We start from the raw sequence: 23,299 nt of genomic DNA, 5'->3' as shown, positions 1-23,299 counted from the left end.
CGCCCCGCGGTGGCTGTCATCGCGGGCATGACGACCACCGCGGGCGACAGCACCAGCACGACGGCGACGGCGACGGCCGGGACGGGCGCGCCCGCCGGCACGGTGACGGTGGGCGCCTACCTGGCGCACCGCCTGCGGCAGCTGGGCGTGCGGCACCTGTTCGGGCTGCCCGGCGACTTCAACCTCGCGCTGCTCGACGAGCTGCTGGCGCCCACCACCGGGGACGGGGAGCCGGCGCTGCGCTGGATCGGCTCGGCCAACGAGCTGAACGCCGGGTACGCCGCCGACGGGTACGCGCGGATCCGGCGCGGTCCGGCCGCCGTCGTGACGACCTTCGGCGTGGGCGAGCTGTCGCTGGTCAACGCCCTGGCCGGCAGCTGCGCCGAGGACGTGCCGGTCGTCTCGGTCGTCGGCATGCCGGCCACCGGCGCGCAGGCCGCCGGCGCGCTGCTGCACCACTCCCTCGCCGACGGCGACTTCGACCACTTCGTGCGGGTGGCCGCGGAGGTGACGGCCTCGGCGACCGTGCTGCGCGCCCAGGGCGCGGCCGCCGCGGTCGACCGGGCGCTGCTGACGGCCGTCGGCACCTCCAAGCCCGTCTACCTCGGCGTGCCCGCTGACGTGGCCGTGGCCCGGGTCTCGGCCGCCCCGCTGGCCCGGCCACTGCGGGTGCTGCGCAGCGACTCCGGCAGCACCGCCGAGCTGGCCGCCGCGCTGCGCGCCCACCTGGCCGGCGCCCCCGAGGTCACCGTGCTGGCCGGACCGCGCCTGCACCGGCGCCACCTGGAGGAGCGGATGCGCGCGGTCGCGGCCTGCGACGGGGTGCGGGTGGCCACCCAGTCGGCGTCCAAGGCGCTGCTGGACGAGTCGCACCCGGCGAACCTCGGCGTGTACGCGGGCCGGTTCACCACCTCCGAGGAGACCCGCCGCCGCGTCGACACCGCCTCCCCGCTCGTGCTGGCCGGCGCCGTCATGACCGACTTCCTCACCGGCTCCTTCACCCACGGCTTCGACCCGGACGCGGCCGTCGACCTGCAGCTGGACCACGCCCGGGTGGCCGGCGACGTCTTCTGGGGCGTCTACCTGGACGACTCCCTGCGCCTGCTGCACGAGGCGCTGCTGGAGCGCTCCCCCGCGCCGGCGCCGCTGCCGCGCCAGGAGCCGCGGCCCGCCCCGGCCCCCGTGGCCGCGGACGCGGACGCGCTGACCCACGCGGCGTTCTGGCCGGTGCTGCAGCGCTGGCTGCGACCGGGCACCCTCCTCGTCGCCGAGGCGGGCACCTCCTTCTACGGGGCGGTGGAGATGACCCTGCCCGACGGCTGCGACCTGCTGGGCCAGCCCGTGTGGTCCTCCATCGGGTACACGCTGCCCGCCACGCTGGGGGCGCTGCTGGCCGACCCCGGCCGCGAGACGGTCCTCGTCATCGGCGACGGGTCGGCGCAGCTGACGGTGCAGGAGCTGGGCCGGCTGCTGCAGCCGGGCCTGGCGGCCGCCGCGCCGACGGTGCTGGTCCTCAACAACGACGGCTACACCGTCGAGCGGGCCATCCGCAGCCCCGAGGCCGTCTACCAGGACGTCGTGGCGTGGGACTGGACCGCGCTGCCCGCGGCGCTGGGCGCGCCGGGCACCCTCGTGCGCCGCGTCACGACCGTCGGCGAGCTGGTGGCCGTGCTGGCCGAGCGGCGCGCCGAGCCGTCGCGGGCGCTGTTCGTCGAGGTCGTCCTGCCGCGCGACGACGCTCCCGACCTGCTGCACCGCCTGGCGCGCAGCGTGCGCTGAGACCGGGACCGGTCAGCGGGGCGCTCACGTCGCCACGACCTCGTGGACGAGGGCGCTGCCCCGGGCGCCGGGGCGGACGGCGAACAGGCTGACCACGAGCTGCAGGGGGTAGCGCAGGACCTGCGGCGAGGTGAGGACGACCTCGTCCTCGCAGGCCACGACGACGCCGCCGCCGTCCCAGCGCGCGGACCAGGTGTGCGCCGTCCCCGCCCCGACCGGGACGACGACCTCCCGCACGTCGGTGACCAGGCGCGGGTCGTGGTGGGCCTTGACGCCCGTGCGGGCCGTCGTGGCGGAGTCCGCCACGGCCTCGCCGTCGATCTCGAACAGGCAGACCTCGCCGCTGTCGCGCTCGTCGAGGTGCTCGGTCCCCACGAGCCAGACGGCCAGGGTGCAGCCGTCGTCGCGGCCGGCGGTGACGGTGACGTCGACCTGCCCGGCGCGCGGGGCCCACAGCAGCCGCAGCGGGGTGGGCGTGCGGACCACCAGGCCGTCGGGGCGGTGGCGGTGGGTGCCCCGGGTCGAGCCCGCCGGTCCGCTGAACAGGGCGGTCTGCAGGCTGGAGACCCGCAGCGGGGCGTCCTCGGGCCGCCAGCCGGGCTGGTCGGCGTCCACGCGCAGGCGCAGCCCGCCGGGCCCGGCGGGCCCGTCCGCGAGGAGGTCGTAGCGGGCGCGGGAGCGCTCGGGCGTCGTCCAGTGCGGCAGGTAGTGCTCCACCCACCGCCCGGGGTCGAGCCGGGGACCGGTGAAGTCCTCCACGAACCCGGCCGCCGCCCGGTCCAGCCGCTGCCACCGCGCACCCGTCACGTCCGCCTCCCGAGGTCCGCCCGCGCCGTGGGCGGGATCGTGGCAGGCGGGGCGGCCGCGCGGGCCGGAAAACGCTCAGCGCCCGGGCAGCCAGCGGGCCAGGCGGCGGGCGGCGGCCGCGTCCAGGCCGGCGGCCAGCGCCGCCCCCAGGAGGAGCCCGGCCGCCGACGTGCCCGCCGGGGCGGGGGCGGGACCGCCGGGGGCGCACAGGTCGGCGAACTCGCGCAGGAGCGGCTGCACCCGGTGCCGCTCGTGGGCGGGCACGAAGCCGTGCGCACCCACCACCAGCGCGGCGGTCACGACGTCGCGCACCCGCGGGTCGAGCAGGGCGCGGGCGCGGCCCAGCGGGCGGCTGAGGTCGCGCGCGCCGACGGCGAGCGCCCACCCGCGCCGCCAGCCGGCGGGAGCGCCCGGGGGCAGGGGCGCGACGTCGAGCAGGCAGACGGGGGCGCCCGCGGCCAGCGCGAGGGCGAAGGCGAGGTCGTCCGGGCCGGGGTCGTGCACGAGGACGGGCCGGTGCCCGGCGTCCCCGGTCAGCCCGGCGAGCCCGGTGGGCGGGCGGCGGGCGCGGCGGGTGGTGACGGCGTGGTCGCGGGCGAAGGCGAGCAGCTCGGGGTGGGCGCGCTCGTCCCCCCGGGCGGGGACGACGAGGACGCCGTGGACCCCACGGGCGAAGCACTGCTCGTCGACCCAGTCGACCGCGGCCGCCAGGTGGGCGGCAAGGGGCGCGCTGGAGGGCAGCCACGCCGTCGGCTGCACCAGCGGGGCGGGCGCCTGCACGCGGGCCAGCCTGCCACCGGGGCGCGGCGGGGACGGCTCAAGGGGCGCCGCGCGGGTGCCGATGAGCACGGGACCGCCCGTCCCGCACCGCCCGTCCTCGTCCTGGGAGCGCCCCCGTGCCGTACCGCCTCGTCACCCGCAGCGACTTCGACGGCCTGGTGTGCGCGGTGCTCCTGCGCCAGCTGGACCTGGTGGACGAGATCACCTTCGTGCACCCCAAGGACGTGCAGGACGGCGTCGTGGAGATCACCGAGCGGGACGTGCTGACGAACCTGCCGTACGACCCGCGCGCTCACCTGGTCTTCGACCACCACCACTCCGAGACGCTGCGCGCGCGGGGCGCGGGCGACGTGACGAACCACGTCATCGACCCGGACGCGCCGTCGGCGGCGCGCGTGGTGTTCGACCACTTCGGCGGGTCGGCGCGGTTCCCCAAGGTGTCCGAGGAGCTGATGCGGGCGGTCGACCAGGCGGACTCGGCGGCCTACGACGTCTCGGAGGTCCTGGAGCCGGAGGGCTGGACGCTGCTGAACTTCCTCATGGACAGCCGCACGGGCCTGGGCCGGTTCCGCGACTTCCGCATCTCCAACTACCAGCTGATGATGCAGCTGATCGAGGCGTGCGCGGAGTACCAGGACGTCGAGGAGATCCTGGCGCTGCCGGACGTGGCCGAGCGGGTGGAGCTGTACCGGGCGCAGGCGGAGCTGTTCCGCGCGCAGCTGGAGCGGGTGACGACGCTGCACGGGGACGTGGCGGTGGTGGACCTGCGCGAGGAGGAGGTCATCCACGCCGGCAACCGGTTCCTGGTGTACGCGCTGTTCCCGCAGGCGCGGGTGTCGGTGCACGTGATGTGGGGCCGCGGGAAGCAGAACACGGTGTTCGCGGTGGGCAAGTCGATCGTGGACCGCAGCTCGCCGGTGGACGTGGGCGCGGTGTGCCTGTCGCACGGCGGCGGCGGGCACCTGGCGGCGGGCACCTGCCAGGTGCCGCACACCGACGCCGCGCGCGTGGAGGTCGAGCTGGTGGAGGCGCTGCGCACGGTCCGCTGACGCGGGGCTCCTCGTCGCCCGCGGGCTGGGCGTCGTCCACCTGCGTGGACGTGTGGCACGATGCCGTCGCCGCTCCCGCCGACGAGGAGGACGCCATGACGGCGACCGACCACACCGCTCCCGCCGCCCGCCACCGCCGGGCCGCGCGCTCCGCCGGCACGAGGATCACCGGCGTCACCGTCACCCCCGTCGCCTTCCGCGACCTGCCGCTGCTGAACAACGTCGGCGTGCACGAGCCGTACGCGCTGCGCACGGTCGTCGAGGTGCGCACCGAGGACGAGCACGGCGGCGAGGCCGTCACCGGCCTGGGCGAGACGTACGGCGACGAGGGTCACCTGGAGCGCGTGCGCCGCGCGGCGGACGCCGTCGTCGGCACCGACGTCTTCGACCTGCACGGCCTCGAGCGCGCCGTCGCCGCCTCGCTGGCGGGCGACTCCGGCGCGGGCGGGCACGGCATGGGCGGGCAGGTGACCACCTCCAGCACGCTCGCGCGCGTGGTCTCACCCTTCGAGGTGGCCGCCCTGGACGCGCGGGGCCGGCTGCTGGGGCGCCCGGTCAGCGACCTGCTCGGCGGCGCGGTGCGCGACGCGGTGCCCTACAGCGCCTACCTGTTCTACAAGTGGGCCGGCCACCCCGGGCAGCCGGAGGACGAGTGGGGCGCGGCGCTGGACCCGGAGGGCCTGGTCGCGCAGGCCCGGCGGATCGTCGACGGGTTCGGCTTCGGCGCCATCAAGCTCAAGGGCGGCGTGCTCCCGCCGGAGCGGGAGGTCGAGGCCGTCCTGGCGCTGCGCGAGGCGTTCCCCGACCTGCCGCTGCGGCTGGACCCCAACGGGGCGTGGACCCCGGACACGTCCGTGCGCGTCGCGCAGGCGCTGGCCGGGGTCGTGGAGTACCTGGAGGACCCCACCCCCTCCATCGCCGGGATGGCCGAGGTCGCCCGGCGGGTGGACGTGCCGCTGGCGACGAACATGTGCGTGGTCGCCTTCGAGCACCTGCGCCCGGCGGTGGCCGCCGACGCCGTGCAGGTCGTGCTGTCCGACCACCACTTCTGGGGCGGGCTGCGCCGCTCGCAGGACCTGGCGCGCGTGTGCGAGGTCTTCGGGATGGGCCTGTCCATGCACTCCAACTCGCACCTGGGGATCAGCCTGGCGGCGATGACCCACCTGGCGGCGGCGACGCCGAACCTGGACTACGCCTGCGACACGCACTGGCCGTGGAAGCGGCCCGAGGACGACGTCGTGGTGCCGGGGGCGCTGGGGTTCGCCGACGGCGTCGTGGCGGTGCCCACCTCCCCCGGCCTGGGCGTGGAGCTGGACCGCGACGCCCTGGGGCGGCTGCACGAGACGTGGCGGGCGTGCGGGCTGCGCCGGCGCGACGACACGGGGTACATGCGGACCGTGGAGCCGGGGTTCACCCCGAACACCGCCCGCTGGTGACCTTCCTGTCCACACTCGTGGACGCTGTTCCGCTGTGTGGCAGTGGTCTGCTACCGTCGGCCGCACCAGCCGAGGCGCCGCCGCCTCACCCGACCCGGGAGCCGTCGCCATGACCCACTACGCCCCGGCCGACCTGCGCGATGCCCTCGCCTCCGGCCTGCTGTCCTTCCCCGTCACGCACACCCGCCCCGACCTGTCCTTCGACGAGGACGCCTACCGCGCCCACGTCGCCCACCTGGACGGGTTCGGCGCGGCCGGGCTGTTCGCCGCCGGCGGCACGGGCGAGTTCCCCGCGCTGACCCAGGCCGAGGTCGAGCGCGTCGTGCGCGCCACCGTCGCCGAGACCGGCGACTCGCTGCCCGTCGTGGGCCCGGCCGGCTACGGCACCTCCACGGCCGTCGAGATGGCCCGCGCCGTCGAGGCCGCCGGCGCCGACGGCGTCTTCCTGCTGCCGCCGTACCTCAACGAGGTCGGCCAGGAGGGCCTGTACCGGCACGTCGCCGCCGTCTGCCGCGCCACGTCCCTGGGCGTCGTCGTCTACCACCGCGCCAACGCGAGGTTCTCCGCCGGCACCGTCGACCGCCTGGTGGAGGAGTTCGACAACTTCGTCGGGTTCAAGGACGGGATCTGCGACATCGACCTCATGGCGCGGATCAACGTCGTCCACGGCGACCGCCTCGTGCGCGTCGGCGGCCTGCCGACCGCCGAGACGTACGCGCTGCCCTACCTCGAGCTCGGCGCCTCCACCTACTCCTCGGCCATCTTCAACTTCGCGCCGGAGTGGGCGAGCGCCTTCTACCGGGCCGTGCGCGCCCGCGACCGCGACGCGGTCACCGAGGGCCTGCGAGACTTCGTGCTGCCGTACATCGAGATCCGCGACCGGGCCCCGGGGTACGCCGTCTCGATCGTCAAGGCCGGGATGACGGCCGCGGGACGCCCCGCCGGCGCGGTGCGCCCGCCGCTGACGGACCTGGACGACGCGGAGCTCGCGGAACTGACCGACCTCGTCAAGAAGGTGATCTGAGAGTGCCTGCCCAGACGACGACCGCGGACGGGCTGAGCGTGGAGACCCGCCTCACGGGCGAGATGTTCCTCGGCGCCGCGCGGGTGCGCGGCACCGCCGGCGAGGTGCGGGCCACCGACCCGCGCACCGGCGAGGACCTGGAACCCGCCTTCGGGCTCGGCACGCGCGAGGACGTCGACCGCGCCGCCCGCCTGGCCCGCGCCGCGTTCCGCACCTACCGCGCCACCGCCCCCGAGGCGCGCGCCGCGTTCCTGGAGGACGTGGCCGCCCGGATCGAGGCCGTCGCCGAGCCGCTCGTGACCCGCGTGCGGGCCGAGACCGGCATCGCCGAGGCCCGCGTGCGCGGGGAGCTGGCCCGCACCCTCGGCCAGCTGCGGCTGTTCGCCCGCGTCGTGCGCGGCGGCGCCTTCCACGGCGCGCGCCTGGAGTCCCGGCTGCCGGACCGCAAGCCCCTGCCGCGCCCGGACCTGCGCCAGCGCAAGGTGCCCCTCGGGCCGGTCGCGGTGTTCGGCGCGAGCAACTTCCCGCTCGCCTTCTCCGTCGCCGGCGGCGACACCGCCTCCGCCCTGGCCGCCGGCTGCCCCGTCGTCGTCAAGGCGCACTCCAGCCACCCCGGCACCTCCGAGCTCGTCGCGACCGCGATCGCCGACGCCGTCGCCGCCGCGGGGCTGCCCGAGGGCGTGTTCTCGATGGTGTTCGGCTCCGGCCGCGAGGTCGGGCAGGCGCTGGCCGCCCACCCCGACGTCGCCGCCGTCGGTTTCACCGGCTCGCGCTCCGGCGGGCTCGCGCTCGTCGAGACGGCCGACGCCCGGCCCGTGCCGATCCCGGTCTACGCCGAGATGTCCAGCGTGAACCCGGTCGTGCTGCTGCCCGGCGCGCTCGCCGAGCGCGGCGCCGCGATCGGCGAGGCGTTCGTCGCCTCGCTGACGATGGGCGTGGGGCAGCTGTGCACCAACCCCGGCCTCGTGTTCGCCGTCGAGGGCCCCGGCCTCGCGGAGTTCCTCGACGCGGCCGCCGCCGCGGTGCGCGCCAGCGCCGCCCAGCCGATGCTCAGCGCCACCATCTGCTCCGCCTACGACTCCGGGGTGACGGCGCTGCGCGAGCACCCGCGGGTCGAGGAGGTCGCCACCGGCAGCGGCGACGAGGAGATCGCCTCGGCGGGCGTGACGCACCTGTTCACCACCACGGCCGAGGCGTTCCTGGCCGACGAGGCGCTGCGCGAGGAGGTGTTCGGGTCCACCTCGCTCGTCGTGCGCGCCCCGGACACCGCCGCCCTGACCGCGCTCGTCGAGACGCTGGAGGGGCAGCTCACCGCGACCCTGCACCTGACCGACGAGGACACCGCCACCGCCCGCGAGCTGCTGCCGGTGCTGGAGGAGACGGCCGGGCGCATCGTCGCCAACGGCTGGCCCACCGGTGTCGACGTCGGCGAGGCGATGGTCCACGGCGGGCCGTTCCCCGCCACCTCCGACGGGCGCTCCACGTCCGTCGGCACGCTGGCGATCGAGCGGTTCCTGCGGCCCGTGGCCTACCAGGACCTCCCGGCGGCCCTGCTGCCGGACCCGGTCGCGGACGGCAACCCCCTGGGCATCGCGCGGCAGGTCGACGGTGAGCTCCGCACCTCCTGACGCTCCCGCCGTGATGTCCATCGGGCCCTCCACGGACCGCCCCGACCTGCGCGAGCGGTCCGCCGCCGCGGGCCGCTCCCCCGTCGTGACCGGCCTGCGGGTCGTGCCCGTGGCCGGTCACGACGGCATGCTGCTGAACCTGTCCGGCGCCCACGCCCCGTTCTTCACCCGCAACGTCGTCGTCCTCACCGACTCCGACGGGCGCACGGGCGTGGGCGAGGTGCCGGGCGGGGAGGCGATCCGCGCCACCCTGGAGGAGTCCGCGCGGCTCGTCGTGGGGCAGCCGGTCTCCCGCTCGCGCAGCCTGCTGCGCGCCGTCACGGCGCAGTTCGCCGGCCGCGACGCCGCCGGCCGCGGCCTGCAGACGTTCGACCTGCGCACCACCGTGCACGTCGTCACGGCGCTGGAGTCCGCGCTGCTCGACCTGACCGGGCAGTTCCTCGGCGTGCCCGTGGCCGAGCTGCTCGGCGAGGGCCAGCAGCGCGAGCGCGTGCAGGCGCTGGGGTACCTGTTCTTCGTCGGCGACCGCACCCGCACGCCGCTGCCCTACCGCTCCCCCGCCGACGAGGGCGCCGGTGCCGACGACTGGCAGCGGCTGCGCCACGAGCCGGCGCTGGACGCCGACGCCGTGGTGCGCCTGGCCGAGGCCGCGCACGCCCGCTACGGGTTCGCCGACTTCAAGCTCAAGGGCGGCGTGCTGCCCGGCGAGGAGGAGGTCGAGGTCGTCACCGCCCTCGCGCGGCGGTTCCCCGGCGCGCGCGTCACGCTGGACCCCAACGGCGGCTGGCTGCTGGCCGACGCCGTGCGGTACGGCCGGCGCCTGCGCGACGTCCTGGCCTACGCCGAGGACCCGTGCGGCGCCGAGGGCGGGTACTCCGGGCGCGAGGTGATGGCCGAGTTCAAGCGCGCCACCGGGATGACGACGGCCACCAACATGATCGCCACCGACTGGCGCCAGCTCGGGCACGCCGTGCGCGGCAGCGCCGTCGACATCCCGCTGGCCGACCCGCACTTCTGGACGATGGCCGGCTCGGTGCGCGTGGCGCAGCTGTGCCAGGCGTGGGGCCTGACGTGGGGTTCGCACTCCAACAACCACTTCGACGTGTCGCTGGCGATGTTCACCCACGTCGCCGCCGCCGCTCCCGGTGACGTGACGGCCATCGACACGCACTGGATCTGGCAGGACGGGCAGCGCCTGACCCGCGAGCCGCTGCGGATCCGCGAGGGGTTCCTGGACGTGCCCACCGCGCCCGGCCTGGGCGTGGAGCTGGACGAGGAGCGCCTGGCCGCCGCGCACGAGCTCTACCTGCGCGAAGGGCTGGGCGCCCGCGACGACGCCGCCGCCATGCAGCACCTGCTGCCGGGGTGGGCGTTCGACCCCAAGCGGCCCGCGCTGGACCGCTGAGCCGGACCGCTGGGTCTCACCGGCGGCGGGGCGTGAACACCCCCAGCCCCGCCGCCGCGGCCCACGCCAGCGCGGCCACCCCGCCCGAGGCCAGGGCCAGCCCCGCAGCCCCCGCCAGCGCCCCCACCAGCAGCGGGCCGGCCGCCACCCCGGCGTCGGTGACCAGCCGCCACGCGCCGAGGAACTGCGCCCGCGCCCCCGGCGGGGCGGCGTCCGCCCCCAGGGTCATCACCAGCCCCGCGCTCATCCCGTTGCCCAGTCCCATGACGACGCCCACGAGGACCACGGAGGAGGCGCTGCCGGCCAGCGGCAGGAGCGCGTGCGCGAGCCCCAGCACGCTCATCGACGGGACGGCGACCGCGACCCGGCCGAAGCGGTCCATCACCGAGCCGGCCGGGTAGAACAGCAGCAGGTCCACACCGCCGGAGACGCCCACGACGAGGCTCGTGGCGGTCGCGTCCAGGCCGATGTGCTCGCACCACAGGGGCAGCACCGTCTGCCGGGACTGCCGGGCCGCCTGCACGCACAGCGCCGCCACGCCCAGGGTCGCCAGCACCCGGGCGTGCTCGCGCACCACCGCGCGCAGCGTCACCGGCCGGGCGTCCGCCGCTCCCGCCGCGCCGGGCGCCGGGGCGGGCAGCGGCGGCTCGGGCAGGGCCAGCAGCACCGCGCACGCGGCCACCACGGCCAGCGCGCCCACCGCGTACGCGCCGGCGGGCCCGGCCACGGCCGTCCCGCCCGCACCCGCGAAGGGGCCGGCGAACAACCCGGCGCGGCCCACCCCGCCCAGCGTGGACAGGGCCCGCGCCCGCAGCCGCGGCGGCGCCGCGGCCGTCAGGTACGACTGGCGGGCCAGTCCCCACACCGCGCCGGCCGCGCCCAGCAGCAGGACGGCGACCACGAGCGCGGGGACGGTCGGCGCCAGCGCGGTGGCGGCCAGCGCGGCCGCGGTGGCCGCGCCCGCGGTGAGCATGGCCCGGCGCTCGCCCACCCGCGCCACGAGCGCCCCGGCGGGCAGCGCCCCGGCGACCTGGCCGACGCCCAGCAGCGCGACGACGACGGCGGCCAGGCCCACGGAGGCGCCCAGCCCGCGCGCGGTGAACGGCAGCACAGGCAGCAGGGCGCCCTGGCTGACGCTGTACAGGCCCGCGGGGGCGTACACCGCCGCGAGCGCCCGCCACGGCGGCCGCTGGTCGGGGGCCACCGGCCGATCGTCGCAGCCGGGTCAGCCGGCGGTGCCGCGCGGGGTGCCGGGACCGCGGGTGGGGCCGCCGTCCAGGAGGCAGTCGGTGCCGGTGGCGGCGATGACGTGCCGCAGGAACGGGCGGACGGTGCGCAGGTGCAGGTGGCCGCCGCTGCGGGCGGCGCGCCGCTGCGCCTCCAGCAGGGCGTTCAGGCCCGTGACGTCGCAGAACGACAGGTCGCGGGCGTCGACCACGACGCGGGCGGGGACGCCCGGGCCGGACGCCGGCCGGCGCAGGACGCCGTCGACCACGCCGAGCAGCACCTCGGCGGTCGTCAGCTCCAGCTCGCCGTCGAGCCGGACGGTCGTCGTCGTGCCGTCGGCGTGGACGTCCACGCCCAGGTGGCAGGTGGTGGGGGTGCAGGCGCGGGGGCCGGGGTGCGTCGTCACGGGCTCTCGCCCTCCGTCGGGGGCGGTCACCTCGGTGCACCGCCGCACGGGCAGGCAGAGTGCTCGACCTGCCACTCACCGTAGCGCGGTGCAGCGCGTCCTGACCAGGCGCGCGGGGCCCCGGCGGCGCGGGACCTCAGCGGTGCAGGCTGCCGGTGCGGGCGAGCTCCTCGGCGACGGCGTGCAGCTTCCGGTTGCGGTCCTGGCTGACCTTCACCAGCAGCGCGAACGCCTGGTCCGGGGTGACCTTGAACCGCTCCATGAGGATGCCCTTGGCCTGCCCGATGACGTCGCGGTGCACGAGGGCGGTGTGCAGGTGCTCCAGCTTCTGCGCGTCCGCCAGGGCGATGGCCGCGTGCGCGGCGAACAGGCCGCCGACCTCGCGCACGCCCTCCCCCAGCGCCGCCGGCCGCGAGGCCATGAGGTTCAGCGCGCCGAGCGTCCCGCCGTCGACGAACAGCTGGAAGCACGCCAGGCTGCGCACCCCGAGGTCGTCGGCGCGCGCGGCCAGGTCCGGCCAGCGCTCCTCGGCGCGCAGGTCGTCGACGAGGACGGTCTCCTCCTCGTACATGGCGTCCACGCACGGCCCCTGGGACAGCTCCTGCTGCGCGCGGTCGAAGCGGCGCGCCACGTCGGAGGTGGCGGCCGCGGACTGCACGTCGCGCCGGTCGCGCACCAGGCTGATCGAGCCGTGCTCGGCGCCCGGGACGGTCTGCACCGCCTGCTCCACGATGCGCTGCATCACCTGCTGCGGGTCCTCCTCCCGCTGCAGCTCGCGGGCGAGCTCCGCCAGGCGCCGGGCGACCGCCCCGGTCGTGGTGCCGTCAGCGGCCCGCGCGGTGTCCATCCGGCGATGCTCCTCCCCGCGGCCGCCGCGGGCCAGCTCCGGTGCGGTCGGCGGGGACCGGCGCCTCCAGGACTCCGGTGTCCAGCACCTGCACCGCCACGTCGCGCATCTTGCGGTTACCGTCCTGGCTGGCCCGGCGCATCCGGGCCAGGGCCTCGTCGCGGGTGATGCGCTCCAGCGCCATGAGCACCCCGGCGGCGGCCCCGATGTCCCGGTTGGAGGCCAGCGCCTCCTCCAGGTTGCGCGCGCGCACCCGGTGCGCGACGGCGGCCAGCGCCAGGGCCGCGTGGTCGGCGAGCAGCTCGGCGCGGACGACGGCGCCGGCGTCCAGCGCGCGCGGCGCGCCGGCGTAGAGGGTGAGGCAGCCGACCGCGGGGCCGTGCTCGGCCTCCACGGCCAGCGGGACGGCGACGACGCCGACCAGCGGCAGACCCCGGGCGGCCAGCGCGGGCCAGCGCTCGTCGGAGGTCAGGTGGAGCGCGACGACGGGGCCGGCGCCGTCCAGGACGGCCGGGACCGGTCCCTGCCCGGCCGCGAGCTGGACGTCGTCGAGGGCGGCGGCGCGCTCGTCGGTGGCGGCGGCGGTCCACGTGCGCCGCCCCTGCCGCAGGACGACGCTGGCGCGGTCCACGCCGTGCAGGCCCGCCACCGCCTCGCGGACCACCGACCGCAGCAGGTGCCGCTGGTCGACGGCGTCACCGGCGTCCTCGCGCAACCGCCGGACGGCTGCGGCGAGCCGGTCGAGGGTGGGGGGGAGCGGGTCCACGGTCAGTGCCTCCTGCACGGACGCCGGGGCTCGAGCTTGAACCGTGGCGGTGACCGAACCTACTCGACGCGTCCCCGCCCCGCGCGCGCCGGGCGATCACCCCTCGTCTCGAACACGCGTTCGACCTCGTGCCATCCTGGCCCGGTGGCGGGCGGGGGGTGGAGCGCGGCGTACCAGCGCCGCTACGAGGAGGCCCGCCGGCGCGGGGAGCCCTCGCCCTTCGCCGACCCGCCGGCCCCTCCCCCGGCGGTCCCCCCGGCGGCCGTGCCGGTCCTCGAGCGCCCCGGGGGGCGGCACTGCTGGGTGCAGGGCCCGCCGGAGGACCCGGGCCCCTTCCCCGGGCTGCTGCTGGCCTGGCGGCGCGACGGGACGGGCTGGCTGGGCCGCGTCGCCTACGTGCTGCTCGACGAGGACCAGCGGCCCGTGCTGGTGGACACGTGGGTGGGGGCGGAGCACCTGCGCCCCACCGGCGGGCCGCGCCGCTGACGCTCAGCGCCGGCCCACCGGCACCCGGGTGCCGGTGTCCGGCAGGACGACCCGGCGGGCGGCGGGCGGGACGAGGACCACGGGCGCGCGCAGCGTGCGCAGCGGCACCCCGGCCAGCCCGCCGGCCCCGCACACGACGAGGTCGCCGACACCCGTGGCCGCCGGCAGCCCCTCGCGCACCGACCCGCGCAGCACCGTGCGCGAGCGCACGCCCCCGGCGAGCGCGCGCCGGGCGGCCCAGCCCGCGCCGGCGTCATCGCCGGCCGCGTCCGCGGCGGGGACGACGACGAGCCGGCGCGCGGGCGCGAGCACGGCGCCGGGCCCCACGAGCACCACCGGGACGGGCGCGTGCGGCAGGACCTCGCGCAGCACGTGCCCGTCCCCGGGCCCGTGCGGGCCGACGCGGCGCCCGCACCCGAGCACCAGCAGGTCGGCGCAGGCGGCGGCGACGAGCAGGTTGGTGGCCGCGGTGCCGGTGACGACGGCCGTGGTCACCTCCGGCGCCCGGCCGGGCAGGTGCTCGCGCTCGTCGGCCAGGCACTCGGCCAGCTGCTGCGAAGGCAGCGGCGGGCGGGCGGGACCGGAGACGGGGGGCGGGCCGTGCGGGGGGTCCACGGCGACGACGTGCACGAGGGCGCCCGTCGCCGCGGCGTCCAGCAGGGCCCAGCGCAGGGCCCGCCGCGAGGCGCCGGACCCGGAGAAGCCGACGACCGTGCGGGAGGGCCCGCGCAGGTGCTCGTCCTCCCCGCGCGCGTCCTGCCGAGCGTCCACCCGTCCGTCCACGGCCACCGCCTCCTCGCGGTCCGGCGGGTCGTCCCGCCCCGGCCTCGATGGTGCGCCTCCGGCGGTCGCGCCACAAGCGGCGCACGGCGACGGCGAGCCACGCTCGTGCACGGACGGTGACCAGACGTGGGCCTCCCCGGTGGCCGGAGGCCCTCCGTCGTGCGGATGCCGTCACGCGGAGCCACCATGGCTCGGTGAACGTGTGGACGTCCTTCATGGACCTCGTCCACGTCATCGGCGCCACCGGGTGCGCGCTGCTGACGGTGGGTTTCGCCCTCGACGCCGAGACCGCCCGCGCCGCCTTCTACGCGGTCGTGACCCTCGCCTTCGCCGTCGCGTTCGTGCGCCGCCGCGCGGCCCGCCGCTCCGTGCGCCCCGTCCCGGCCGTCGTCGACCTGCGCGACGGCGTGCGCGCCCCGCAGGAGGGCGCGGCCCGCGGACGCGAGGCCGCGTGACGACCACCGGCGCCCCGACCCGCACCACGACCGCCGAGCTGCGCGAGCGGCACGTCGGGGGCATGGACAACGTCAGCTACCTGGTGACGTGCCGCGCCACGGGCGCGCAGCTGCTCGTGGACGCCGCGGCCGAGACCCCCGCCCTGCTGGAGCTGGTGCGCGCCGGGAACCCCGCCGGGCGCCTGGACGCGGTCGTCACCACGCACCGCCACCACGACCACGTCGGCGCGCTGGCCGACGTGCTGCGCGCCACCGGCGCGCGGTCCCTGGCCGGCGCCGCCGACGCCGCCCACCTGCCGGCGCGGGTGGACCGGCGCCTGGCGCACGGCGACGTCGTCGCGGTCGGCGCCCTGCGCCTGCACGTGGTGCACCTGCGCGGGCACACCCCCGGCTCGGTGGCGCTGGTGCTGCGCACGGCCGGCGAGGCCCCGCACGTGTGGACGGGCGACTCGCTGTTCCCCGGCGGCGTCGGGAACACCGGCGGGGACCCGGCCCGGTTCACCTCGCTGCTGGACGACGTGGAGGAGCGGCTGTTCGGGCAGCTGCCCGACGAGGCGGTCGTGCACCCGGGGCACGGGGCGCCGACGACGCTGGGCGAGCAGCGGCCGCAGCTGGCGGCCTGGCGCGAGCGCGGCTGGTGACGTCCCGCCCCCGACGGGTCCGGGCCCTCCTCAGCGGGCGGGGACGGGTTCCTCGTCGAGGGCGGCGCCGCGCATCTCCGGCAGGGCGAGCGACGCGGCGGCCGCGAGCACGAACGCGACGCCGAAGACGACGAACACCAGAGCGCTGCCCCCGGTGCTCAGCAGGAGCGGGACGCTCAGCGGCGCGAGGATGGAGGCGATCCGCCCGAACCCGGCGGCCGAACCGGCACCGCGCCCGCGCACGGCGGTCGGGTACACCTCGGGCGTCACCGCGTACAGCGCGCCCCACGCCCCGAGGTTGAAGAACGACAGCAGCATCCCCGCGGCGAGGATCTGCCCGCCGGTCCCCGCGTTGGCGTAGGCCAGCGCGGCCACCGCGGACCCGACGAGGAACGTCGCCAGGGTGCTGCGCCGGCCCCACGCCTCGATGAGCCAGGCGGCCAGCGCGTACCCCGGCAGCTGCGCCAGCGTGATGATCAGCGTGAACTCCAGCGACCTGATGACGGAGAACCCGTCGGCCACCAGCAGGCTGGGGATCCACGTGAACGCGCCGTAGTAGCTGAAGTTCACGAAGAACCAGACCGCCCACAGCGCCGCGGTGCGCCGGCGCAGGCCGGGCGCCCAGATGCGCGCGCGCTCGGCGGGCGGCGCCTCCTCGACGAGCACCTCGCCCGTGCGCTCCCGGCCGGCCGACGCCTCGAACTCGCGGACGACGCGCTCGGCCTCCTCGGTGCGGCCCTTGGACAGCAGGAACCGCACCGACTCCGGCAGCCCGCGGCGCACCACCACCGCGTACACCGCGGGGGCGGCGCCGACGGCCAGCGCCCAGCGCCAGCCGTCGTCGGAGGCGGGCACGAGCAGGTAGCCGATGAGCGCGGCCAGCGTCCAGCCCACGGCCCAGAACGCCTCCAGGACCACGACGACGCGGCCGCGGATGCGCCGCGGGGCGAACTCGCTGACGAGGGTGGAGGCCACCGGCAGTTCCGCGCCCAGGCCCAGGCCGATGACGAACCGGAACACCAGCAGCGCCGCCACCGACCACGACAGCGCCGCGGCCCCCGTCGCCAGCCCGTAGACCAGCAGGGTGAGGGCGAACACCTGCCGGCGGCCGATGCGGTCGGCGAGCAGACCGCCGAGGCTCGCGCCGATCGCCATGCCCGCGAACCCGACCGCGGGGATCAGCGACAGCTGCCCGGGCGTCAGGCCCCACTGCACGGTGAGGGCGACCATGATGTAGGCGACGAGCCCGACGTCCATGGCGTCCAGCGCCCAGCCCACCCCGGAGCCGAGGAGGAGCTTGCGGTGCTTGCCGGTGAACGGCAGGTCGTCGAGGCGCTGGGAGGCCGTCAGGCCCGGACTGGTCGGCACCGCAGCACGGTACCCACGACCCGCTACACCGTCGCGACGGAGCCGGAGTCGACGCGGTAGTCGCTGCCGTTGACGAAGCTGGCCCGCTCCGAGGCCAGGAACGCGACGACGGCCGCGACCTCGTCGGCGCGCCCGCGCCGGCCCGCGGTGATGAACGGGCGCTCCTCGCGCAGGAACCCGGCGACGGCCCCGTCGAAGTCCGTGCCCTCCTCGTCGGCGCGCTTGGTCATCATCGCGTCGGTCATGGGCGTCTCGATGAACGCGGGCGAGACGGTGTTCACCAGCACGCCCTCGGCGCCGTACGTCTTCGACAGCCCCTTGGCGAACGTGCGCACGGCGGCCTTGGCGGCGCAGTACGGCAGCTCGTCGGGGTAGGGCTGCACGGCGTCCTCGGAGGCCAGCAGGACGACGCGGCCCCACCCGCGCGAGCGCATCGCGGGCAGGAACGCCCGCACGACGCGGACGGCGGCGAAGAAGTCGGTCTCGAAGGTGCTGCGCCAGCCCTCCTCGTCGACCTCGTGGAACAGGCCCTGCGCGCCGGTGATCCCGGCGGCGTGCACGAGGACGTCGGGGTCGCCGGCGGCGGCGGTCACCTCGCGGTGCAGGCGCTGCACGTCCTCCGCGACCGTGAGGTCGGCGGCCACGGCGACCACCTCGCCGGGCAGGTCGGCGGCCGCGGCGCGCAGCCGGTCGGCGTCCACGTCGGTGACGGCGACGCGCGCGCCCTCCTCCAGCAGCAGCTTCGCCGTGCACCAGCCGATGCCGGAGTCGGCGCCGGTGACGAGCGCGGTGCGTCCTGCGATCCCCAGGTCCATGAGCGGCACGCTAGGCAGCGTCCGCCGGCGGCGCGCGCCGAACCGCGGACGGGCGGCGCCCGGGCTAGCCTCCGGTGCGTCCGGTGCGTCCGGTGGCGGGAGGGGGCGCGCGGTGGAGCCGCGCGAGGTCCACGGGTTCAACTACGCCGGGTCGTGGGGGTCCTCGGGCCTGGACCTGTGGGAGCACCACGACCACGGCCGGACGGCCGTGGAGGTGGCCCGCGGCAAGGCCGCGTTCCCCAGCGGGACACCGCCCGCTGGTGGCTCTCGCACGAGGCGTTCCAGCGCGACCCGGTCCGCTTCCTGGCGAACCTGGACGCCGGGCTGGGCCTGTTCGCCGCCCACGGGATCGCCGTGGTCCCGGTGCTGTTCAACCGCTGGCGCGACCCGGTCTGCGACTTCGGCGGCGTGCCGCTGGACCACCTGCTGCCGCACGCGAGCGCGTGGACCCGGGCCGACGACCTGTTCGCCGACCCGCTCGCCGACGGCGACGCGGTCGCGCCCGTGCAGCGGATCTTCCGCCGGTACCTGACCGAGGTGGTCGGCGCCCACGCCGACGACGAGCGCGTGTGGGCGTGGGACCTGCGCTACGAGCACCTCGGCGTGGGACCTCCGCGACGAGCCGCTCATGGGCGAGTACGTCCACGACCCGGGCAGCCCGCTGCGCGCCGCCGAGCTGCGCTGGCTGACCTGGTGCCGCGGGGTGGTGCTGGCGGCCGGGGCGCGCCAGCCGCTGACGATCGGCAACTGGGCCGACCTCGCGCCGCTGCGGGCCACCGAACCCCTCAGCGACGTCCTCGGCTTCCACCCGTACTGGATGTGGCAGGGCGTCGGGCCGGAGACGCACGTGCACACGCGGGAGGGTTTCGAGGCCTACCTCGACGAGTGCGTCGCGTTCGCGGACTCGGTCGGCAAACCCCTGTACGCCAGCGAGACCGTGTGGGGCGCGCGCGACGACGCCCGGCACGTGGAGGTCATGCGGTACACCCTCGGCCAGCTGCGCGCCCGCGGCATCGGGTACACCGTGCACGCCCTGCACCACAGCCTGGTCGCCGACCTGCACCGCGACGAGCACGGGCCCGTCGGGCACCCCGAGCACCTGCACTTCCTCGAGGCCGACGGCAGCGTCCGGCCCGGCCACGAGGCGTTCGAGGAGTTCGCCCCGCCGTCGGCGGCCGGCTGACCCGCGGGGCTCAGCGCGGCGCGCGCCGCCACAGCGGCCGCGGCGTGGCGCGCATGGCCGTCGCCAGCGCCTGCAGCGCCGGCGGCACCCAGGCGCTGCCGCGGCCGGCGCGCAGGGCGGCGACGACGGCGTCGGCGACCTGCCCGGGGGTGCTCGACAGCGGGGCGGGGTCCATGCCGGTGGTCATGCGGCCCACGACGAACCCGGGGCGCACCAGCAGCAGGTGCACGCCGCTGCCGGCCAGGGCGTCGGCCAGGCCGCTGGCGAAGCCGTCGAGGCCGGCCTTGGCGGAGCCGTAGACGTAGTTCGCGCGGCGCACCCGCCAGCCGGCGATCGAGGAGAACACGACGATCCGCCCGGCGCGCAGCGGGCGCAGGAGGTTCGCCAGGTGGGACAGGACGCTGACCTGCGCGACATAGTCGGTGTGGACGACGGCCAGCGCGTGCGCGGGGTCGCGCTCGGCGCGCGCCTGGTCGCCCAGGACGCCGAAGGCGACGACGGCGTCCACGGCCCCGTGCCGGGCGACGACGTCGGCCAGCAGCGGCCCGTGCGCGGCGACGTCGTCGGCGTCGAACTCCAGCGCCTCGACCTCGCGAGCACCGGCGTCGAGCAGGCGGCGGCGCTCGGCGTCGAGGTCGTGGCTGCGCCGGGCGGCGAGCACCACCGCCGCCGCGCCGTCGCGGACCAGCCGCTCGGCGACCTCCAGCCCGATCTCGCTGCGCCCGCCCAGCAGCAGCACCGTCCCGCTCGTCGCGCTCACGCGGCCCACCCAACCACGCCCCGGGACGCCCGGGACGCCTCAGGGCGCCGGCAGCTCCTCCACCCGGGACACCAGGTGGACGCGGGCCGGGCGCTCCCCGCGCGGGCGCCCGCGCACCACGGTGCTCCAGCCGTCCGCGTCGCGGGCCACGACGTGCTCGACGTCCGCCGGCAGCAGCAGCGGCGCGGCGAACTCCACGTCGGCGCGCACCCGCTCGGGCAGCGGGTCCAGCGCGGCCAGGCTGCGCGAGGCCGTCCACATCCCGTGCGCGATCGCGCGGCGGAACCCGAACAGCCGCGCGGCGGGGGCGGCGAGGTGGATCGGGTTCACGTCCCCGCTCAGCGCCGCCCAGCGCCGGCCGGTACCGGCGTCCACGCGCCACCGCGCGACGGCGCCGCGCTCGGGCCGCGGCAGCGGGTCGTCCTCGCGCGCGGGCGCACCGGGCACCCGCACGCCCCGCGCCAGGTAACGGCTGCGGCCCTCCCAGGAGGCCGGGCCGAGGAGGTCGTCACCGGGCGCGCGGACCTCGGTGACGACGTCCACGAGGGCGCCGCGCCGGTGCGGGCGCATCCCGGTGGCGCGCACGGCGACGTCGAACCCGGCCGCGTCCGCCAGGCCGTCCTCCAGGCGCAGCGCGCGGCGCTGCACGAACCGCTGGTGCACGTGCACCAGGCCCAGCAGGCGGAACGGGAACGGCTCGGAGACCAGCAGGTCCACCTGCAGGCCGAACCCCAGCAGGTGCCCGTACGGCAGCGGCAGCCGGTCGCGCAGCGGGGAGCCGGTCTCGCGGCAGAACGCCGCGAGGCGGTCGACGTCGGCGCGCACGCCGTGCTGCACGTAGCGGGTGCGGGGCAGGTCGACGGCCCGCTCGCTCCCGCGCCGCAGCAGGGAGCGGGCGTAGCTGCGCGCCAGGGCCGGCGCGACGGTGGTGCGGGTGGTGGTGCTCACCTCAGGCCCCCACGAGGTTCTGCCCGCACACCCGCAGGACCTGGCCGTTGACGCCGCCGGCGTCCGGCTGGGCCAGGAACGCGACGGCCTCGGCGACGTCCACCGGCAGCCCGCCCTGCTGCAGGCTGCTGGCGCGCCGGGCGACCTCGCGGGCCACGAACGGCATGGCGGCCGTCATCGCGGTCTCCACGAAACCCGGCGCGACGGCGTTGACGGCGAACCCGCGCGCGGCCAGCGGACCGGCCTGCGCGCGCACGAACCCCACGAGCCCCGCCTTGCTGGCCGCGTAGTTCGTCTGCCCCCGCGCGCCCGCCAGCCCGTTGACCGACGACAGGCACACGAACCGGGCGCCGGGCGCGAGCGCGCCGTCGGCCGCCAGCAGCCCGTCGGTCAGGCGCAGCGGCGCGCGCAGGTTCACGTCGAGGACCTGCCGCCAGGCCCGGTCGTCGAGGTTCACGAACGAGCGGTCGCGGGTGACGCCGGCGTTGTGGACGACGACGTCGGCGCCGCCGAAGCGGCGGGCCAGGTGCTCGGCCAGCACGCGCGGGGCGTCGTCGGCGGTGACGTCCAGGTGCAGGGTGGACCCGCCGACGCGGTTGGCGACGGCGGCCAGCGCCTCGCCCGAGGCGGCCAGGTCGGCGCACACGACGTGCGCGCCGCCGCGGGCCAGCACCTCGGCGGTGGCGGCCCCGATGCCCTGCGCCGCACCGGTGACGACCGCGGTGCGCACGGGCCGGTCGGCGACCGGCCCGGGGGCGGGCGCGACGTCGAGGACCTGCCCGGACACGTACGCGGCGCGCGCGGAGGCCAGGAAGAGCAGCGGGGCGCGCAGCGCGTCACCGGTGCCCTCGGCCACCCGCAGCAGGTTCACGGTGGCGCCGCCGCGGGTCTCCTTGCCCAGCGAGCGGGAGAACCCCTCCAGGCCCTGCTGCACGGCGGCGGCCTCGACCCCGGGCGCCTGCGCCGGCGGGGTCCCCAGCAGCAGCACCCGCCCGCCGCGGGCCAGGCGCCGGAACGCCGGGGCCAGCGGGGCGCGCAGCGCCGCCAGGTCGTCGACGGTGCGCGCGGCGCTCGCGTCCACGACGACGGTGCCCAGCCGCTCCCCCTCCCCGGGCAGCTCCTCGAGCACGGCGGCCCCGGCCGCGCGCAGCCAGCCGCGCACGGCCGGCAGCAGCGGCGCCGCGCCCGTCCCGAGCAGCAGCGCGGGCCCGGTGAGCAGTTCCTGCCCGGGTTCCCAGCGCCGCAGTGCGGGCGGCTGCGGCACGCCGGCGCGCGCCGCGATCGGGTTCTGCAGCAGCACCGAGGCGTCCACCGCGCTCCTCCTCGTCGTCGTCCTGGTCCTCACGGGGCCCCTCACCGCTCCACGACCGCGGCCACGCCCTGCCCGCCGGCCGCGCAGACCGAGATCAGCGCCAGGCCGCCGCCGCGCTCGGCGAGCAGCTTGGCCGTCGTGGCGAGGATCCGGGCGCCGGTCGCCGCGAACGGGTGCCCCGTCGCCAGCGAGGAACCCGTGACGTTCAGCCGCGCGCGGTCGACGGTGCCCAGCGGGCCGTCCAGGCCCAGCCGGTCGCGGCAGAACTCCGCGTCCTCCCAGGCGGCCAGGGTCGCCAGCACGGTGGAGGCGAACGCCTCGTGGACCTCCACGACGTCGAAGTCCTCCAGCCGCAACCCGTTGCGCCGCAGCAGGCGCGGGACGGCGTGCACGGGTGCCGTCAGCAGGCCCTCGCCGCCGCGCGCGTGGTCGACGGCGGCGGTCTCGGCGTCCACCAGGTGCGCCAGGACGTCCAGGCGGCGCTCGGCGGCCCACTCGTCGGAGGCCAGCAGGACGGCGGCCGCACCGTCCGAGAGCGGGGTGGAGTTCCCGGCCGTCATGGTGGCCGCGCCCTCCCCCGCCTCCTCCAGGCGCCGGCCGAAGACGGGACGCAGCTGCGCCAGCTTCTCGGCGGTGGTGTCCGGGCGCAGGACGTCGTCGCGGCGCACCCCGAGGTAGGGGGTGAGCAGGTCGTCGAAGAACCCGCGCTCGTAGGCCGCGGCGAGGTGGCGGTGGCTGGCCAGGGCCAGGGCGTCCTGCTCCTCGCGCCCGACGCGGTGCTCCAGCGCGGTGCGCGCGGCGTGCTCGCCCATCGACAGGCCCGTGCGCGGCTCGGCGTTGCGCGGCGGCGCGGGGCGCAGCTGCCCGGGGCGCAGGCCCGCCAGCGCCTTGAGCTTCGCGGCGGGCGTGCGGGCGCGCGACAGCTCCAGCAGGACGCGCCGCAGCCCCTCGTCGACGGCGATCGGGGCGTCGCTGGCGCTGTCGGCGCCGGCCGCGATCCCCGCCTCGACCTGCCCGAGGGCGATCTTGTTCGCGACGGTGACGGCCGCCTGCAGGCTCGTCGCGCACGCCTGGGAGACGTCGTGGGCGGGCGTGGCCGGGTCGAGCGCCGTGGACAGCAGCGCCTCGCGGGTGATGTTCAGGTCGCGGCTGTGGCGCAGGACCGCGCCGCCGACGACCTCGCCCAGGCGCTCGCCGGCCAGCCCGTACCGGGCGACGAGGCCGTCGAGGGCGGCGGTCATGAGGTCCTGCGCGGAGGCCCGCGCGTAGGCGCGGCCGGCGCGGACGAAGGGCGTGCGGTTGCCCCCGACGATCGCGGCGCGGCGCACCGGTCGGGGGGCGGGGCGGTCGGGCACGGGGCCTCCTCGTCGAGCGCGGCGTGAACCCGACCAAGC

23 protein-coding genes are annotated in these 23,299 nt (G+C 77.5%); 10 read left to right on the top strand and 13 right to left on the bottom strand.

The features are described from left to right. Positions 1-27: 27 nt before the first annotated feature. Positions 28-1,779 carry an alpha-keto acid decarboxylase family protein gene (locus AB8M62_RS12115; RefSeq protein WP_369069717.1) on the top strand — a complete coding sequence of 584 codons (1,752 nt, stop codon included), beginning with the start codon at positions 28-30 and terminating at the stop codon, positions 1,777-1,779. Between the two features lie 24 nt (positions 1,780-1,803). On the opposite strand, the gene AB8M62_RS12110 is transcribed toward AB8M62_RS12115, so the two are convergent. Continuing rightward, positions 1,804-2,586: a LamG domain-containing protein gene (locus AB8M62_RS12110; protein WP_369069716.1), complete on the bottom strand. Its 783-nt coding sequence runs from the start codon at positions 2,584-2,586 to the stop codon at positions 1,804-1,806. A 75-nt stretch (positions 2,587-2,661) separates the two neighbouring features. Then, positions 2,662-3,366, bottom strand: coding sequence for a hypothetical protein (locus tag AB8M62_RS12105; RefSeq protein ID WP_369054467.1), 705 nt, complete (start codon positions 3,364-3,366; stop codon positions 2,662-2,664). Between the two features lie 116 nt (positions 3,367-3,482). Here AB8M62_RS12105 and AB8M62_RS12100 point away from each other — a divergent pair, with 116 nt between their 5' ends. The 5 genes from AB8M62_RS12100 (at position 3,483) to AB8M62_RS12080 (ending at position 9,908) form a co-directional block, all read left to right on the top strand. After that, a complete protein-coding gene (locus AB8M62_RS12100) occupies positions 3,483-4,415 on the top strand; it encodes an exopolyphosphatase (RefSeq protein WP_369069715.1) in 933 nt (310 codons plus the stop codon). 95 nt (positions 4,416-4,510) lie between these two features. Further along, a complete protein-coding gene (locus tag AB8M62_RS12095; protein ID WP_369069714.1) occupies positions 4,511-5,851 on the top strand; it encodes a glucarate dehydratase family protein in 1,341 nt (446 codons plus the stop codon). Positions 5,852-5,960: 109 nt separating this feature from the next. Then, on the top strand, positions 5,961-6,875 hold the full coding sequence (kdgD, locus tag AB8M62_RS12090) for a 5-dehydro-4-deoxyglucarate dehydratase (RefSeq protein ID WP_369069713.1): 915 nt from the start codon (positions 5,961-5,963) through the stop codon (positions 6,873-6,875). A gap of 62 nt (positions 6,876-6,937) precedes the next feature. Beyond that, positions 6,938-8,503, top strand: coding sequence for an aldehyde dehydrogenase (NADP(+)) (locus AB8M62_RS12085; protein WP_369069729.1), 1,566 nt, complete (start codon positions 6,938-6,940; stop codon positions 8,501-8,503). A 127-nt stretch (positions 8,504-8,630) separates the two neighbouring features. After that, entirely contained in the window at positions 8,631-9,908 is a 1,278-nt protein-coding gene (locus tag AB8M62_RS12080; protein WP_369054502.1) for an enolase C-terminal domain-like protein, read from the top strand. A gap of 16 nt (positions 9,909-9,924) precedes the next feature. Here the strand turns inward: AB8M62_RS12080 and AB8M62_RS12075 are convergent, their stop codons facing one another. The 4 genes from AB8M62_RS12075 to AB8M62_RS12060 all read right to left on the bottom strand — a co-directional run bounded on the left by AB8M62_RS12075 (position 9,925) and on the right by AB8M62_RS12060 (position 13,154). Next, the gene (locus tag AB8M62_RS12075; RefSeq protein WP_369069712.1) at positions 9,925-11,112 is read right to left on the bottom strand and encodes an MFS transporter; all 1,188 of its coding nucleotides are present in this window, start codon (positions 11,110-11,112) and stop codon (positions 9,925-9,927) included. A 21-nt stretch (positions 11,113-11,133) separates the two neighbouring features. Next, complete coding sequence (locus AB8M62_RS12070) at positions 11,134-11,541, bottom strand: STAS domain-containing protein (protein WP_369069711.1); 408 nt, start codon at positions 11,539-11,541, stop codon at positions 11,134-11,136. 136 nt (positions 11,542-11,677) lie between these two features. Continuing rightward, positions 11,678-12,388, bottom strand: coding sequence for a GAF and ANTAR domain-containing protein (locus AB8M62_RS12065; protein ID WP_369069710.1), 711 nt, complete (start codon positions 12,386-12,388; stop codon positions 11,678-11,680). Beyond that, a complete protein-coding gene (locus AB8M62_RS12060) occupies positions 12,366-13,154 on the bottom strand; it encodes an ANTAR domain-containing protein (RefSeq protein WP_369069709.1) in 789 nt (262 codons plus the stop codon). Before AB8M62_RS12060 ends, AB8M62_RS12065 begins: the two co-directional genes overlap by 23 nt. A 144-nt stretch (positions 13,155-13,298) precedes the next feature. On the opposite strand from AB8M62_RS12060, the gene AB8M62_RS12055 reads away from it, so the two are divergent. Then, on the top strand, positions 13,299-13,640 hold the full coding sequence (locus AB8M62_RS12055) for a hypothetical protein (protein WP_369069708.1): 342 nt from the start codon (positions 13,299-13,301) through the stop codon (positions 13,638-13,640). A gap of 3 nt (positions 13,641-13,643) precedes the next feature. Here the strand turns inward: AB8M62_RS12055 and AB8M62_RS12050 are convergent, their stop codons facing one another. Beyond that, positions 13,644-14,411 (bottom strand): universal stress protein, encoded by a 768-nt coding sequence (locus AB8M62_RS12050; RefSeq protein ID WP_369069706.1) that lies wholly within the window; start codon positions 14,409-14,411, stop codon positions 13,644-13,646. A gap of 206 nt (positions 14,412-14,617) precedes the next feature. On the opposite strand from AB8M62_RS12050, the gene AB8M62_RS12045 reads away from it, so the two are divergent. Both AB8M62_RS12045 and AB8M62_RS12040 read left to right on the top strand, forming a co-directional pair. Continuing rightward, positions 14,618-14,878 (top strand): hypothetical protein, encoded by a 261-nt coding sequence (locus AB8M62_RS12045; RefSeq protein WP_369054454.1) that lies wholly within the window; start codon positions 14,618-14,620, stop codon positions 14,876-14,878. Beyond that, complete coding sequence (locus AB8M62_RS12040; RefSeq protein ID WP_369069705.1) at positions 14,875-15,519, top strand: MBL fold metallo-hydrolase; 645 nt, start codon at positions 14,875-14,877, stop codon at positions 15,517-15,519. The genes AB8M62_RS12045 and AB8M62_RS12040 overlap by 4 nt, the downstream gene beginning before the upstream one ends. Before the next feature lie 30 nt (positions 15,520-15,549). Here the strand turns inward: AB8M62_RS12040 and AB8M62_RS12035 are convergent, their stop codons facing one another. Both AB8M62_RS12035 and AB8M62_RS12030 read right to left on the bottom strand, forming a co-directional pair. Continuing rightward, positions 15,550-16,887 carry an MFS transporter gene (locus tag AB8M62_RS12035; protein ID WP_369069704.1) on the bottom strand — a complete coding sequence of 446 codons (1,338 nt, stop codon included), beginning with the start codon at positions 16,885-16,887 and terminating at the stop codon, positions 15,550-15,552. A 23-nt stretch (positions 16,888-16,910) separates the two neighbouring features. After that, positions 16,911-17,702, bottom strand: coding sequence for an SDR family NAD(P)-dependent oxidoreductase (locus AB8M62_RS12030; protein ID WP_369069703.1), 792 nt, complete (start codon positions 17,700-17,702; stop codon positions 16,911-16,913). Between the two features lie 628 nt (positions 17,703-18,330). On the opposite strand from AB8M62_RS12030, the gene AB8M62_RS12025 reads away from it, so the two are divergent. Next, a complete protein-coding gene (locus tag AB8M62_RS12025) occupies positions 18,331-18,885 on the top strand; it encodes a hypothetical protein (protein ID WP_369069702.1) in 555 nt (184 codons plus the stop codon). Between the two features lie 10 nt (positions 18,886-18,895). On the opposite strand, the gene dprE2 is transcribed toward AB8M62_RS12025, so the two are convergent. The 4 genes from dprE2 to AB8M62_RS12005 are packed head-to-tail and all read right to left on the bottom strand — an operon-like array spanning position 18,896 to position 23,260. Continuing rightward, complete coding sequence (gene dprE2 / locus AB8M62_RS12020) at positions 18,896-19,645, bottom strand: decaprenylphospho-beta-D-erythro-pentofuranosid-2-ulose 2-reductase (protein ID WP_369069701.1); 750 nt, start codon at positions 19,643-19,645, stop codon at positions 18,896-18,898. A 39-nt stretch (positions 19,646-19,684) separates the two neighbouring features. Further along, on the bottom strand, positions 19,685-20,593 hold the full coding sequence (locus AB8M62_RS12015; RefSeq protein WP_369069700.1) for a MaoC/PaaZ C-terminal domain-containing protein: 909 nt from the start codon (positions 20,591-20,593) through the stop codon (positions 19,685-19,687). 1 nt (position 20,594) lies between these two features. Next, on the bottom strand, positions 20,595-21,905 hold the full coding sequence (locus AB8M62_RS12010; protein ID WP_369069699.1) for a 3-oxoacyl-ACP reductase: 1,311 nt from the start codon (positions 21,903-21,905) through the stop codon (positions 20,595-20,597). A 41-nt stretch (positions 21,906-21,946) separates the two neighbouring features. After that, on the bottom strand, positions 21,947-23,260 hold the full coding sequence (locus AB8M62_RS12005) for an acetyl-CoA C-acetyltransferase (protein WP_369069698.1): 1,314 nt from the start codon (positions 23,258-23,260) through the stop codon (positions 21,947-21,949). Positions 23,261-23,299: the final 39 nt, after the last annotated feature.

This window comes from Kineococcus terrestris (assembly GCF_041020755.1).
Classification (GTDB): domain Bacteria; phylum Actinomycetota; class Actinomycetes; order Actinomycetales; family Kineococcaceae; genus Kineococcus; species Kineococcus terrestris.
This window is presented reverse-complemented; position numbering and strand designations above follow the sequence as displayed.

Coding starts and splice junctions, on each gene's coding strand:
- AB8M62_RS12065 (WP_369069710.1), bottom strand. CDS start 12,388: ATGGACACCGCGCGGGCCGCTGACGGCACCACGACCGGGGCGGTCGCC.
- kdgD (WP_369069713.1), top strand. CDS start 5,961: ATGACCCACTACGCCCCGGCCGACCTGCGCGATGCCCTCGCCTCCGGC.
- AB8M62_RS12025 (WP_369069702.1), top strand. CDS start 18,331: ATGGGCGAGTACGTCCACGACCCGGGCAGCCCGCTGCGCGCCGCCGAG.
- AB8M62_RS12030 (WP_369069703.1), bottom strand. CDS start 17,702: ATGGACCTGGGGATCGCAGGACGCACCGCGCTCGTCACCGGCGCCGAC.
- AB8M62_RS12080 (WP_369054502.1), top strand. CDS start 8,631: ATGCTGCTGAACCTGTCCGGCGCCCACGCCCCGTTCTTCACCCGCAAC.
- AB8M62_RS12095 (WP_369069714.1), top strand. CDS start 4,511: ATGACGGCGACCGACCACACCGCTCCCGCCGCCCGCCACCGCCGGGCC.
- AB8M62_RS12115 (WP_369069717.1), top strand. CDS start 28: ATGACGACCACCGCGGGCGACAGCACCAGCACGACGGCGACGGCGACG.
- AB8M62_RS12085 (WP_369069729.1), top strand. CDS start 6,938: ATGTTCCTCGGCGCCGCGCGGGTGCGCGGCACCGCCGGCGAGGTGCGG.